Raw genomic sequence first — 14,651 nt, 5'->3', positions numbered from 1 at the left:
ATCTCCTTTCTAGAGACCATCTCTTTATAACCTAATAAGCGGCGATGGCTCCATCTGTTCGAGATTCTGTCCCTCCAAATAACGTCCCCGTCTGGGGGTCACGCCAAATGACTTGACCTCTTCCAAATGCTCCTGATTCTAATTGAACTTCAATTTTATGTCCTTTTCTCGTCAAAGCTTCGGCCACATGTTTAGGAAAATTCGGCTCTACCCAGACGGTGCGATCTTTCATCCATTGCCACCTTGGGGAATCTAACGCAGCTTGAGGATTCAAGTGAAAATCAATCGTATTCATGGCTACTTGGACATGACCTTGAGGCTGCATAAATCCACCCATAACTCCGAATGGTCCTACCGCCTCGCTTCCTTTTGTGAGGAATCCAGGGATAATCGTATGATACGACCTTTTGTTTCCTTGTAAGGAGTTGGCATGCTCTGGATCCAATGAGAAATTATGACCTCGATTCTGTAAGGCGATACCAGTACCTGGTACAACCAAACCTGATCCGAAGCCCATGTAGTTACTTTGAATAAAAGAAACCATGTTTCCTTCGTTATCAGCTGCGGCGAGATACACCGTACCTCCTCTAGGTGGTGTTCCAGACACTGGCATACGTGCGGTATCCTCGATTAACTCTCTTCTTTCCCCTGCATACTCTTCGTTAAGCAAATCCTTACTGCTTACATTCATATACGATTCGTCCGCTACGAATTTTTCTCCATCAGCAAAGGCAAGCTTCATCGCCTCTATTTGCTTGTGGTACGTATCAACTGATTCTTTTTCCTGAATAACAAACCCTTTTAAAATGTTGAGAGCAGATAAGGCTACGATGCCCTGACCGTTCGGAGGAATTTCCCAAACCTGATAGCCTTTGTAATCAACAGAAATTGGCTCTACCCATTCCGGCTGGTAGTTTGCTAGATCTTCTTTCGTTATGTAACCACCATACTGTTTCGAGAACTGATCGATTTGTTCTGCCAACTCTCCTTTGTAAAAAGCTTCTCCCTTCGTTTCCGCAATCTTTCTCAGTGTATCCGCATGGCCTGCTGACTTCCACACCTCTCCGATACGAGGAGCCTTCCCAGTCGGTGCGAATGTATCAAACCAATGGGAAAATTCGTCACCCTCAAGCGTTTCTTTGAACTTTTCAGCAGCCATAGACCAATACTTACCGAGAACAGGTGAGACGGGATAGCCTTCTTCCGCGTATTGGATCGCAGGAGCTAAAACTTCTTCAAATGGAAGCTTCCCAAATCGGTTGGATAACTCCACCCACGCTCCAGGCGCACCCGGTACAGTCACAGGGACGAACCCGTATTTAGGAATTTCATCATAACCACGACTTTTTAGTTCATCGATAGAAATTGATGCGGGGGAATGACCGCTCCCGTTCAAACCGTACAATTTGTCTTTCACCCATACGAGAGCAAAAGCGTCACTTCCAATCCCATTTGAGGTTGGTTCTACAACTGTTAAGGTCGCTGCGGTAGCAATAGCCGCATCAATGGCATTGCCTCCCTTCTGTAAAATCGTCATTCCTGCTTGAGCGGCTAACGGCTGAGAGGTCGCAACCATGCCGTTGTTGGCAACCGTCGTATGTCTCGGCGTTTCGTATGGATTATAGAGATTGTCTAAGTGCTTCATTGACGTACTCCTTTCTTATATGATCAATCGATTGAGTTTTTATTCCAGCGCCTACACCCTCGAGGTCTTACGTCGATCAGCTTCATGAAGGAAACTGCTTCATTGAACTGGTTGGTTTAGACATGAGAGTGCCAAGACCAATTGCTTTTTTTAAACTTCATGACAAGCGACAAAATGCCCTTCTTCGACTTCTCTCCATTCAGGTCGCTCCTGTCGGCAGCGCTCATGAGCAAGCGGACAGCGGGTATGAAAAGGACAACCACTCGGGTAGTCAGCTGCGTTAGGCAGCTCACCTTTCAAACGAATGCGTTCCTTTTTCCTTCCCACCACAGGTCTGGGAATGGCAGACAAGAGAGCTTGTGTATAGGGATGCAGAGGTTTAGCGAATAGCTGATCGGCCGGAGCAAGTTCAGCGGTTGCCCCTAAGTACATGACTAATACTCGGTCTGATATATGTTTCACAACTCCAAGGTCATGAGAAATGAACAAATAGGTAAGTTGATGGGACTGCTGCAGTTCTTTCAATAACTGAATAATCTGCGCCTGTACAGATACATCCAATGCTGATACGGCCTCATCACAAACAATTAATGAAGGATTTAAAGAAACAGCTCGGGCAATTCCAATCCTTTGTCGTTGTCCGCCGCTGAATTCGTGCGGATAACGCTCGGCGTGCTCCTCTTTTAACCCGACTTCAACGAGAAGTTCTTTTACTTTCTGTCTGCGTTCGGCCTTACTTAATTTTGTATGAATAATGAAAGCTTCTTCTAAAGCGTCTCCGATCCGCTGTCTGGGATTCAATGAGGCGTAAGGATCCTGGAAAATCATTTGCATTTCTTTTTTATATTTTTTCAGTTGGCGTTCAGATAAACCGCCTATCTCTTCACCTCTGAATTTAATCGAGCCATCAGTCAGGCTCTCCAGGCCTAGAATAGTCCGTCCAAACGTAGACTTCCCACAGCCAGACTCCCCAACGACGCCCAACGTTTCGCCTTCCATCACATCCACAGAGACACTCTCTACAGCCTGTACGTTAGCAACCGTTCGTTTTAGAAAACCACTCTTAATCGGAAAATATTTTTTTACTTGATCTACTTCAAGAATAGGCTTTGTGACGGGACTCATTTGATGGCACCTCCTCATGCAGCCAGCATTTCGATTGATGTTGGTCCGTGATTTGGAAATGCGGAGGGTCTTCCTCCTTGCATTTATCCATCGCATACGGACACCTTGGGTGAAAACGGCAGCCGGTAATTTTCTCACTCAAATTTGGAAGTGATCCAGGAATGGCTTCAAGACTATGATCTTCTTCATCAACATTGGGAACCGAAGCGAGCAGCCCTTTTGTGTACGGATGTTTAGGATTTTGAAAAATTTCTTCCACGGTACCTGTCTCCACAACATTCCCCGCGTACATGACCATCACACGGTCAGCGACTTCTGCAACAACGCCCATATCGTGTGTCACCATGACCACTCCCATGCCCATTTCTTCCTTCAAATCATCGATTAAATCTAAGATTTGCGCCTGGATTGTGACATCAAGCGCAGTTGTCGGCTCATCGGCAATTAATAAAGAAGGATTGCAGGCAAGCGCAATTGCGATCATCACCCGCTGTCTCATTCCGCCACTCAATTCGTGGGGATATTTTTTCAATGTTTTTTCTGGATTGGATAATCCGACTTGAGTAAGCAGTTCAATGGCGCGCTTTCTTTTTTCATTTTTTGCTAGCTTCGTATGAAGATGTAAAGGCTCCATAATTTGATAGCCTACGGTAAACACGGGATTTAGAGCTGTCATCGGCTCTTGAAAGATCATGGAAATGTCATTTCCGCGATGCTTTCTCATCTCTTCTTCTTTTTTCTTGGTCAGTTCTTGACCCTGGAAGGTAATCGTTCCTTCAGAAATTTCGCCATTATCCGGAAGCAATCCCATAACGGATAAGGTGGTGATGCTTTTACCACAACCGGATTCCCCAACGATACATAACGTCTCTCCTTCATCCACGGAAAAAGAAACCCCCCGCACAGCCTGGAGTTTCCCCTCAGCTGTGCGGAAAGAAGTGACTAAGTTGTTGACGTTCAATAGTGTTTCCATAGATTACCCTACTCTCTGCTTACGTTGTAAAGAGACCATTGGCCAGTTGGATCAAGCTCCAATCCTTTAACGGATTGATCAAATGCTGCTGTAACAATACCGTGGTGCATCGGAATCCAAACGGCATCATTCACAGCCATGATGTTCGCTTCATTCAGCTTCTGTTTACGAACTTCCTGGTCGACGGTGACACGGGATTCATTGACCAATTTATCGAACTCAGGATTGTCGTAAGCCATCCGGTTAGAGGAACCAATATTGTCAGAATGCAGGTTCGGATACAACAACTCACTACCGTCCGCTGTACTATTTGACCAACCAAGGAATGTCATTTGGAAGTTGCCTTCCGCTGTCGTATCAAGGAATGTTCCCCATTCCATTGTTTCAATCTCGACAGTAAACCCTGCTTCTGTAAGCTGAGCTTGAACGATTTCTGCCATCTTCATATAACTTTCACGATTGGCAGCAAGTAATGTGATTTCTTGTCCTTCAAATCCATTCTCCTCAATCAGCTGCTTCGCTTTTTCAGGATCGTAAGAGTACCCTTCTTCAGAAGCTGATTCATCATATCCAAACACTTTTGGTCCGATAATACTGTTGTTCTTAACTCCGAGTCCGTTTAATTGATTGACGTAAGCTTCCCGATCAATCGCATAAGAGACAGCTTTACGGAAATTAATATCATTGAAAGGTTCCTTGTTCATATTAAAGCCCAAGTAATAAACGGGAGTTCCTTCTTTCTTCTGAATCTCTACACTATTCATAGATTCTAAACGTGGAAGTTGTTCAGTAGGGATGGCATCAATAAACTGCACTTCCCCAGTTTGAAGCATTGAGACAGCCGTTGAATATTCTGGCACAACTTTCATGGTGACGCTCTCTAAATCAGGTGCCTCTTGCCAATATTCCTCGTTTTTCTTAAGGGAGACATGATCTCCTTGTACCCATTCTTCAAAAACAAATGGACCCGTACCCACTGGATTTTGGTTTAAATCACCGGCTTTATCGGCTTCCGGACTTACAATAGAAGCATTCGTATGAGACAACGCCGCTAACAATGGCCCATAAGGTTCTTTGGTTTTTATTACAACTGTGTACTCATCTTTTACTTCAATCGATTCGACAGGTTCTAACAGAGAGGCACGAGGAGCAGCACGTTCTTCATCCATGAATTGTTCAAACGTATACTTCACCGCTTCAGCGTTAAAAGGAGTCCCATCATGAAACTTCACATCTTCTTTCAACTTAATAATCCATGTACGATCATCAGGATTATCGTAGGATTCTGCTAAATGGGGTTTAATTTCCATAGTCTTAGGATCGCGTACAAAAAGAGTTTCATAGACTTGTTCTATCATCGCAGAGGAAACTGAATCGTTCGTATCAATAGGGGAAAGTCCAACTACATCAGAGGTTGTAGCATAAGTCAGCTCTTGAGGAACATTTGAATCATTTCCACCACTATCTGAGTTAGCACCAGATTCATCACTGCATCCTGCTAAAGCGACTAAAATCAATACTAACAACGAAAGACCGAGCAAACGAAATTTTTTCAATGTCATTCCTCCTAATTTAATAATCTAACTCCATGTTTGGATCAAGTGCGTCTCTCAATCCATCTCCGACTACGTTAAAAGCAAACACGACAAGCATAATAGCAATGCCGGGAACAATAGTTAAGTGAGGAGAGGTGAACATATAATCCTGTCCAGCTGCAATCATGGCCCCCCACTCTGCCGTCGGCGGCTGGGCACCTAAGCCCAAAAAGCTTAAAGCAGCAGTAGACAGGATAGCCGTGGCCATCCTCATGGTGGCAAAAACAATAATTGGTGCTGTACAATTCGGCAGGACGTGTTTGACTAGGATCCTGAAATTCCCTGCACCGAGTGACCTCATCGCCATGATGTACTCCTGTTTCTTAATCGATAACACGCTTCCACGAACGATTCTTGCACACGTTGGTATCGACCAAATACTGATGGCAATAACGACATTGATCAAGCTTGTTCCTAACATTGCAATGATCAGCATAGCCAGTAAGATTCCAGGAAAAGCAAAAAGCAAATCAACGAATCGCATAATGATTCCATCCAGCTTTTTAAAGTATCCTGAAATTAAGCCAAGCGTTATGCCGCCAACCAGTCCTAAACCAACAGATCCAATCCCGACTAACAACGAGATTCGTGCTCCAAACACAAGCCTCGACCAAACATCCCGTCCATAATTATCAGTCCCTAACCAGTGACCTTCCGCTCCTATGCCAAGTTCAGCGTTTATTAAGTCTTGCTTTATCGGATCGTAAGTCGCAAACCATGGTGCGAATACAGCGAGGATAATTTGTACGAAAATAATGGCTAAACCAAACACCGCTAGTTTATTTTTTAGTAGACGCTTCGTCGTTTTGACGAGCATCTTTTCTTTTTTCCTTTTATTCTTGTCAGCATTGACTTGTTGATGAGCTAAAGTACTTGAACCTGCCAATTGATTCCCTCCTTTCTATTTAGTCATAACTAATTCTCGGATCAACAAAGGCGTAAATAATATCAACCAATAAATTAACAACAACAAACAGGGTGGCCACTAGTAACACGGTACCTTGTACAATCGGAAAATCTCTTGCTGCAATCGCATCAATCATCAGTCGCCCCACTCCGTTAATCGCAAAAACTTGCTCAGTGATGATTGTGCCTCCCAGAAGAAAACCAAAGTTTAATCCAATTACAGTAATGACAGGAATCATTGCGTTTCTTAAAGCATGAATCCAAACCACGGCATTCCTCTTCACTCCTTTAGCCCTTGCCGTTCTGATGTAATCAGCGCGTATGACTTCCAGCATTGCGGACCGACTCATTCTTGCAATCATCGCAGCCGATGCCGTACCGAGGGTGATCGAAGGGAGTATTAACTGTTTCATCCCTTCAATGGTCCAAAAAGGAGCGCTGAGTCCTCCGACAGGCAGCCATTGAAGCTCTACAGCAAAGATAAGGATCAACATCGCACCTAGCCAGAAGTTTGGAATGGAAATACCGGCAAGAGCAATGGTCGTACTTGAAACATCAAACCAGGAATTCTGTTTAATTGCTGATATAATCCCTGCGGGTACTCCAATTAATACAGCTACCACCATACTTGCAATAGCCAGATTGAGTGTTTGGGGAAAACGTGTAGCAATGGCTTCAGATACGGACTGGTTATTTTGGAACGAATAACCAAGATCCCCTTGTACTACCCCTCGTATGTAATCAAAGTATTGAAGTAGCACAGGATCGTTCAATCCTAACTCAGCCCTTATCGCCGCTAAGTCCGATTCTGTTGCCGTCGGTCCTCCAATGATGGTAGCTGGATCACCGGGAGCCAAGTGCATACTCATAAATACGAGAAAAGATATTCCAAACAAAAGCAAAATCAACTGCAGAAACCTTTTGGCGATTAAACCAATCATTTCATCCCTCCTTAACATACGAAAACACTTCATAATGTTTTCATGAATATTTAAGCCGAAAACATAGATACAACCCTTTAGTTAATTTCGAAAGTTAATCAAAATTACATTTTTAATTAACAAACGTTTTGTGTTGTAGATGATTATATTGTATAATTCAGAAAATTAAAACCCCTATTCGTCAAAAAAGTTAAAATTTTCTTATTTTTCATTCAACGATCAAAACCGTATTTGAAAGGGGGCAGTAATAGTGATAAAATTTTGAGAAACCTGCGCAAATGATGAAAGCAGGAAGAAAGTCGGGTGATTGAACTATGAAAGAAGACTCACAATTAAAAATTGATGATATAGACAAAAAAATATTGGAATTATTGATTGAGGATGGGCGCTTATCCTATACGGATATTGGTAAGCAGTTAGACCTTTCCAGAGTAGCCGTACGTTCAAGGGTCAACCAGTTGATCGAGTGTGGTGTGATTGAGAAGTTTACAGCAGTCGTCAACAGTGAAAAAGTCGGTAAACAAGTCTCTGCTTTTTTCGAAGTCGATTGTGAGCCAAGATCGCTTGTAGAAGTAGCGGAAAACCTTGCGAACAACCCTTATGTCGCGAGCTGTTATCAAATGACCGGACCAAGCACTCTACATATGCACGTCCTAGTCAAAGACTTCAAAGAGCTGGAATCGTTTATCAATAACGAATTGTATGCGCTGGAAGGCATCACGAGGGTGGAGAGTCATACCCTGCTGCGGAGGTTCAAAAGCAGAAGCGGTCTTAAGTTGTAAGAAGGACAAGTTTTCCGATTGGGAAGCTTGTTCTTTTTTAAGAGGTAAGCAAATGTGGTTAATAATGCAATAGTTTACTAAAGAGTTTTAGAGTTCATTTGACTGCATTTTCGCAAAAAAATAACCGTACACTACTGTTTGATCTTCCATCTCTTCTATAAATTAAAAGGAGACAGTCCAATTCTGGCTGTCTCCTTAAATAGCTTCTATCCTAAGTCCCTCTCATCCGCTTCACACAGATAAGAGATTACCGTATCCTTCATTGGAAGATCCACCTTACCATTAAGAGCATCAACCGCTACGATATCGTACGTACAACTTCGGTCTTGGGTGTAGCCGATCCAATACGGTACATACACAAGCCACTGATCCTTGATCGTCACGTCGATTTTCTCTCTTCTTTTTTCCTTAGCGAAAAGTTCCCAGTAGATAACTTTTTTTGCTGCGTCTTTATCGAGGGACATTTGAACAGGAAAGAGATCTTCCTCCATGACATCAATATCATAATCAACTGGTAATATAGCATTCATCTGGCTCAAAGGTTCAATCGCAATCAGTCCTTCCATACCGTCCGGAACAGCATGTGTAGTCGCTTCATAATTGAAGCACCAAAACGGAAGATAGACCTGTTCGATCGAGGTTAACTTTTTTGTCTGCCTGATCTTCTTCCACCAGTTAGAATGAAGATAATCGTTCATTTTCACTGTAGCTTCCTGTTGGTCGATGATCGGCTTCAAATAGTTCGTCATGATTCAGCCTCCTACAGGTTTTGTAAGTAAAGCAGGAAAGCAATAACTACGAAGAAGTAGATAACCAAGTAAAGTGGCCATTTTTTTGTACTCTTCTCCTCTTTCACACTTTCTACAGAACTTGCCGCTTCAGCACGAGAAGCAAGGTTCTTCTGAACATCACTGCTGTTACGATCAATTGTAAGTCCATCCACTTTTTCTGCAGATGGTGCTTTGAACAGCTTACTTACCAGATATCCGACAACAACAGCGACAACTGCCCCGACAAGGTTATTCCATAACCAGGAAATCTCTCCAAAAGCCGTTACTGCCCAAACAGAGATCATACCTGCAATAACCCCAATAAAAGCACCTGTGCCATTTACTCGCTTTGTAAAGATCGCCAGGATAAACACACCAAGAAGGGCTCCGTAGAAATAAGAACCGACTTTGTTTACCGCTTCAATGACAGGTCCTAGGTTACCAGCAAAGAATGCAAAAATCGTTGCATAGATTCCCCAGAATACGGTTGCATAACGGGAAGCTTTCAAGTAGTGTTCTTCGGATGCATTTTTCTTAAAGAACTTGCTGTAAAAGTCTCGCACAGACACGGCAGACAAAGAATTCAACGCAGAGTCCAGACTGGACATTGCAGCGGCAAAAACACCTGCCATGATCAATCCGGAAATCCCTACAGGCAGTTCATTGACAACAAAACGTGGGAACAGCTCGTTCAAGTTTTCGATATTTGGATCGCCTGCATATTGGTAATAAATATAAAGAAGCACACCAATCAGTAAGAAAAGAAGCATTTGAGGAATCATCAAGACCCCGCTCAATACTAGAGATAGCTTACTCTCACGGATCGATTTACTCGTAAGCACCCTTTGGATTTGGCTCTGATCGGTACCAAAATAAGCAGCATGCAGGAAGAAACCTCCGATGACACCAGCCCAAATGCTGTACTCGACAGATAAGTCAAAGGAAAAGTCCAGTGATTCAAGCATTCCAGTCTGAGATGCAGTCGTCATCACTTCGCCCCAGCCTCCAGGGACATCTTGGAAGATGACGAAGACACTCAGTCCAGCTCCGACCCATAGCACAACCATTTGAATGACGTCTGTCCAAATAACCGCACTGATTCCTCCAAGTACGGTGTAAGAAACAGCAATCACGGCCATTAAAATAATGGTGACGCTTACGTCCATACCCGTTACAACTGATAAAACAAGTGCCGGAGCATAGAGTACAACCCCCGTTGCAAGTCCACGCGCAATAAGGAATAGCGCAGCAGTTAATATTCTCGTTTTCACGTCAAAACGACGCTCTAAGTATTCATAAGCCGTATACACTTCGGTTTTATAGAAAAAAGGAACGATTGTTGCAATTAAGAAGGCCATCGCCAGCGGCACGTTAATGAACGTAGTCATTCGCGTCAGACCACCATCGTAACCCCATCCAGGTGCACCAATAAATGTGATCGCACTGGCTTGTGTCGCCATTACGGATAAACCGATCGCCCACCATGGGATACTCCGGCCTCCAAGGAAATAATCCTTCGTTGATTTTTGTTTTTTACCAAAAGCTGCACCAACTAAAGCGGTACCAAGAATATAAACAACAAAGATAGCGTAATCAATTAAAGTAAAACTGCTCATTTATGAATCTCTCCTTTCCCTTGTTTCAAATGATAGATCTCCATACAACGTCTGCTTGCTTTTCTCAACAGTTCAGGACCGGATTCCATAGCTTCCTTCAGTGTCATCGGCTCATCTACGATGGGAAGGACAGATAAAAGTCCCTCGTCCTTAGCCCTCCTCATATCGCCTTCCGATTTTCCTGTAAAAGCGATACAAGGAACACGCGCCTTGCGTGCTAATCGTGCGATTCCGATAGGGCCTTTCCCGTATAAGGTCTGAGTATCTATCTTTCCCTCACCCGTGATGACGAGATCTGCATCACTGATAAGCTTTTCTAGCTCTCCTTGTTTTGCGATCAATTCAAAACCGCTCTCGACTTTAAGATTTTCCAAAAGGCTGAACAAGGTGAAACCGAAGCCTCCAGCGGCTCCACTGCCTTCGTAATTTCTCACCACTTTCTCAGTGTGCTGTTCTACTACAGAGGCGTATCGCTCCATACCTGATTCAAATTCAGTCAAGTGTGCCGCTGACACTCCCTTTTGCGGACCAAAAACGGAAATCGCACCTTCGGGTCCTAACAGCGGATTCGTCACGTCAGAGGCTATTATCCACTCGACCTGATTCGAAAGTTCAGATATGGTATCGGTTTCAATTTTAGTCACATGTTGTAGAGCTTTACCGTTCATCTCCAATTCTTTTCCTTCATCATTTAAAAATTTCACGCCGAGCGCCTGAAAGCACCCGGTACCGGCATCGACCGTGGCACTTCCTCCTAAACCAAGGATGATTCTCTTTGCCCCTCGTTCGAGTGCTGCTTGAATAAGCTGGCCCGTACCATAAGTCGAAGCAGCTGATGGCTTCAACTCCTCCTCCTTTAGTCTTGGCAGCCCCGATGCCGCTGCTGTCTCAACGATCGCCGTTTTTGTCTCATTGATCCAGCCGTATTCAGCAGTCACTTCTCTTCCTAATGGATCAAAAACTTTTTCTAATATAATTTCGCCCTCTAAAATTGTGACGAGCGCTTCTACCGTTCCTTCTCCGCCGTCAGCAATCGGTATAGATTCAATATGATAGGACGGATCGTAATCTTTCACCCCAGATTCAATAGCTGCACATGCTTCCGCACTGCTCATTGAGCCTTTGTATGAATCAGGCGCAACAATGATTCTCATCATTCAGCCTCCTTCAACCACATCGCTTGGTATGGCTCAACGGTAATGGTGGTTAGCTCTGAAGAATAGGTGGACTCATTAATCACATCTTTGAATCCGTTATGCCTTAATTCCTTTTGCAGAGAATCTCCCGGAACTTCAATCTGCTGCTCGGATGTATTAATGATCGCTACCAGCTTTTCACCCGTTTCCTCATTGGTTCGAGTTATCGCAAACAATCGATCGTCTATGAAAAGCACTTTTTGGTCTGCATTTGGATGGAACGCCTTTTCAGCTTTTCGTTTCTCAATCCGATCCATACATCCGCTGAAAATTCTTTCACGCAAGCTTCCTTCTGTTTTCAATTCTTGCTCCAAGTCTTCTGCAGATAATTTTTCCCGATTGATGGAACGATTACGTCCTGTCTCCTCAACACCTTTCTGATCATTCTCAGAACCTAAGAGACTATGAATATAAATGCCAGGAACACCTTTTACAGATAACAAAATGGTTTGTGCCGCAATAAAACGTTCCACGGTTCGCTGCTGTGAATCTTCCGACTTCTTCAATGCACTCAAATAGTTAATGTTTAGTTCATAAGGACTCTTTGTTCCATCTCCGTTATCTTTATAGGAAACATAGCCTCCGTTCTCTTTAACTCTGTCGACCATCTTTTGAACTTCATTTTCATCTAAGATTCCTTCAACAGGTCGTAACCCTACCCCATCATGGGAAGCCAGGAAATTGAAAAAGGAGGTATGGTCACTTGTCGGCTCCAGTGAGTCCGCCCACTCAGATAGATGCTTGGCGTTTCCTGATAGAAAAGCGTTCAGTGTTAGCGGTGGAAGCGGGAACTGGTAAACCATGTGAGCTTCATTCGATCCATCTCCAAAGTAGCTGATGTTATCTTTATGCGGAACATTCGTCTCCGTAATAATGATCGTGCCTGGTGAAATTTCCTCAAGTACATCCCTCATCACTTGGACGATCAGGTGGGTTTCATCCAAATGAATACTTGTAGTGTTTAAGCGTTTCCATAAAAATCCTATGGCATCAAGACGCAAGTAACGCGCTCCGTGTTTAACATATTGAGCAAGGATTTCAAGTACTTCTAAGAATAATGCTTCACTTTCATAATTGAGATCGATTTGATCGTCACTGAATGTCGTCCAGACGTACTTTGTTCCCTCCACATGCTCCACTTTTGTAAGCAGTGGCAAAGCCCTTGGCCTGACAATCGAGCTGTGATCAAGAGAAGGATCAGACTCAACAAAATAGTCCTGATAAGCAGGCTCGCCTTTCAAATAATTTAAAAACCAATCACTCTTACTTGAAATATGATTGATCACGGCATCGAACATGAGATCATAGTCCTCTGCAAGCTTTTGAACATGCTCCCAGTTTCCGAGTTCGGGATTCACCTTCAGATAGTCTTGAACGGAAAACCCATCATCTGACGTATAAGGATAAAAAGGCAGAATATGTACAGAGTTAATCGTATCTCCTACATACTCATTTAAAAATGCTTTTAAAGTATGCAAAGGTTTCTGTTCTGAACTTTTAATTGAATCTCCGTAGGTAATCAGCATGATATCTTTCTCATCTACCCATTCTTTCTGCTGAGCAGCTTGTTTATATTGATCAATAAGATTATGAATCGATTTCAAAATTCGAGAACCTTTTTCTTCACCGTACACTTCATAGAGGTTCTGTTGGATTGTATCTATAGTTTTTTGACTCATTTCTGTTCCCTCCTAAGTATGTTAACGCTATCATAAGAAAGATTCAGAACATTTTCTATGTTACATAAACCAAAGATATAAGATTTTCACTCCCTATATTTTGTTATTAAAAACAAAAAAGACATCTATTACGATGTCTTTCAGGTAATCTTATAGAATGCCAAAGCGATTTGAAGCAAGGTTGAATCATTGATGTTGCGAGGATCATACCCCGTTACTTCCATCACCTTTTTTAATCGGTACTGTAACGTGTTCTTATGAATATGAAGGGCTTCTGCTGTAGCCTTTATTGATCCATCATTCTTATAAAAAGTCTCCAGCGTATGGAAACAATCAGGGATTGACGTTAATTCAGAAGGTTGGAGCTTCCGTTCGATAAAGTCTTCCCTGATCGATTCAGATAAATCATACATGAATGACTCCACGCCAAGATCCTCAAAGAAGTAAAACGCTCGTTGATGGTCCACCCCGAAGCGTAACGCCCTGTCCGCTTCTTCCACTGATTTCCACAACTCTTTTGGTGAATGACATACACTGCCGATACCTGCCACACTCTTTTGTTGATATGTTTTTTCCAGTGCCTGTTGTATTTCATTAATCCTTGAGGTAATTAATCTTTTCCGCTGTTGATGCTCTGTTTGTTCATTAACCGACAATAATAAAGTATAACTAGAGCTCCCGTTCGGAATTAAAACATGCTCGTTCTTCTCAGGAAAGTGCCGAGAAATCAAGCGCTCTACAGCTCGTCTGTATCGCTGTAAGTTTACCTCCTCTTTCACATCGACATCTGAAGTTCCGATTCTTTTATACCAATAATCTTGAAACCCGCTCATCTCTAAAAGAACCGCAACTCTAGCTTTATATATATTGATGCCAAACATCCAACCTCGTGTCGCAAAAAGCTTTTCATCATCAAAACGATTGTTGATCCATTCTGTAACGAACGTTTCACGCGCCTGATTTTCTAGTTCTACTTGTTCATCTAAGTATGCTTCTTTGATCAGTATTTCTGTCATTCGCTGCAAAAGAGCCCCCAACTGATCCACTTCTTCGGGATCACCTGTGATACCGATAACACCAACTACCTGCTCATGAAGTCTTACTGGTAAATTGATGCCAGGCTTCGCACCAAGGTAAGTTTCTTTTGATGAGATGACTACTTTTTGTTCGGTTCGCAGTACTTCAGCCGCTCCTTCGTGAAAATCCCCGACCCGAGTCGGCTCCAAACTTGCGATGATTTTAGCTTCTTCATCCATAAAGTTGATATTTTTATTCATAATCGATTCTGTTTCGTGCACGATTGATTGTGCGACTTCTTTAGGTATCAGCATACTTAACGAACACTCCATTTTTCCTCACTTAGTTAATCACATTGTACAGGAGATTTACTAATAGCCAAGCGTAGAAGGTATCTCTAAACTAA

General features: G+C 43.0%; 12 protein-coding genes. 1 reads left to right on the top strand and 11 read right to left on the bottom strand.

Annotation, left to right across the window (positions count from 1 at the left end; genetic code table 11):
- Positions 1–31: 31 nt before the first annotated feature.
- The 6 genes from HM131_RS05880 to nikB form a co-directional block, all read right to left on the bottom strand.
- Positions 32–1,645: a gamma-glutamyltransferase family protein gene (locus HM131_RS05880; protein WP_085028866.1), complete on the bottom strand. Its 1,614-nt coding sequence runs from the start codon at positions 1,643–1,645 to the stop codon at positions 32–34.
- A gap of 150 nt (positions 1,646–1,795) precedes the next feature.
- On the bottom strand, positions 1,796–2,770 hold the full coding sequence (locus HM131_RS05875; protein ID WP_157130768.1) for an ABC transporter ATP-binding protein: 975 nt from the start codon (positions 2,768–2,770) through the stop codon (positions 1,796–1,798).
- On the bottom strand, positions 2,742–3,743 hold the full coding sequence (locus HM131_RS05870; RefSeq protein ID WP_085028862.1) for an ABC transporter ATP-binding protein: 1,002 nt from the start codon (positions 3,741–3,743) through the stop codon (positions 2,742–2,744). Before HM131_RS05870 ends, HM131_RS05875 begins: the two co-directional genes overlap by 29 nt.
- An 8-nt stretch (positions 3,744–3,751) precedes the next feature.
- Positions 3,752–5,305 (bottom strand): glutathione ABC transporter substrate-binding protein, encoded by a 1,554-nt coding sequence (locus tag HM131_RS05865; protein ID WP_085028860.1) that lies wholly within the window; start codon positions 5,303–5,305, stop codon positions 3,752–3,754.
- Between the two features lie 10 nt (positions 5,306–5,315).
- A complete protein-coding gene (locus HM131_RS05860; RefSeq protein WP_085031829.1) occupies positions 5,316–6,155 on the bottom strand; it encodes an ABC transporter permease in 840 nt (279 codons plus the stop codon).
- An 88-nt stretch (positions 6,156–6,243) separates the two neighbouring features.
- A complete protein-coding gene (gene nikB, locus HM131_RS05855; protein ID WP_085028858.1) occupies positions 6,244–7,185 on the bottom strand; it encodes a nickel ABC transporter permease in 942 nt (313 codons plus the stop codon).
- Between the two features lie 314 nt (positions 7,186–7,499).
- Here nikB and HM131_RS05850 point away from each other — a divergent pair, with 314 nt between their 5' ends.
- Positions 7,500–7,967 (top strand): Lrp/AsnC family transcriptional regulator, encoded by a 468-nt coding sequence (locus tag HM131_RS05850; protein ID WP_085028856.1) that lies wholly within the window; start codon positions 7,500–7,502, stop codon positions 7,965–7,967.
- A gap of 206 nt (positions 7,968–8,173) precedes the next feature.
- Here the strand turns inward: HM131_RS05850 and HM131_RS05845 are convergent, their stop codons facing one another.
- The 5 genes from HM131_RS05845 to HM131_RS05825 form a co-directional block, all read right to left on the bottom strand.
- The gene (locus HM131_RS05845) at positions 8,174–8,716 is read right to left on the bottom strand and encodes a hypothetical protein (RefSeq protein WP_085028853.1); all 543 of its coding nucleotides are present in this window, start codon (positions 8,714–8,716) and stop codon (positions 8,174–8,176) included.
- 11 nt (positions 8,717–8,727) lie between these two features.
- Positions 8,728–10,353 (bottom strand): sodium:solute symporter family protein, encoded by a 1,626-nt coding sequence (locus tag HM131_RS05840; protein ID WP_085028851.1) that lies wholly within the window; start codon positions 10,351–10,353, stop codon positions 8,728–8,730.
- A complete protein-coding gene (locus tag HM131_RS05835; RefSeq protein WP_085028849.1) occupies positions 10,350–11,510 on the bottom strand; it encodes a glycerate kinase in 1,161 nt (386 codons plus the stop codon). Before HM131_RS05835 ends, HM131_RS05840 begins: the two co-directional genes overlap by 4 nt.
- Positions 11,507–13,228: a sugar phosphorylase gene (locus tag HM131_RS05830; protein ID WP_085028847.1), complete on the bottom strand. Its 1,722-nt coding sequence runs from the start codon at positions 13,226–13,228 to the stop codon at positions 11,507–11,509. Before HM131_RS05830 ends, HM131_RS05835 begins: the two co-directional genes overlap by 4 nt.
- Before the next feature lie 140 nt (positions 13,229–13,368).
- On the bottom strand, positions 13,369–14,559 hold the full coding sequence (locus tag HM131_RS05825; protein WP_198162731.1) for a CdaR family transcriptional regulator: 1,191 nt from the start codon (positions 14,557–14,559) through the stop codon (positions 13,369–13,371).
- Positions 14,560–14,651 lie beyond the last annotated feature (92 nt).

Origin of the sequence: Halobacillus mangrovi (assembly GCF_002097535.1) — a bacterium.
GTDB classification, from domain to species: Bacteria; Bacillota; Bacilli; order Bacillales; family Halobacillaceae; genus Halobacillus; species Halobacillus mangrovi_A.
Note: the sequence above shows the minus strand (reverse complement) of the source record. Positions and strands in the feature narration are given on the sequence as shown.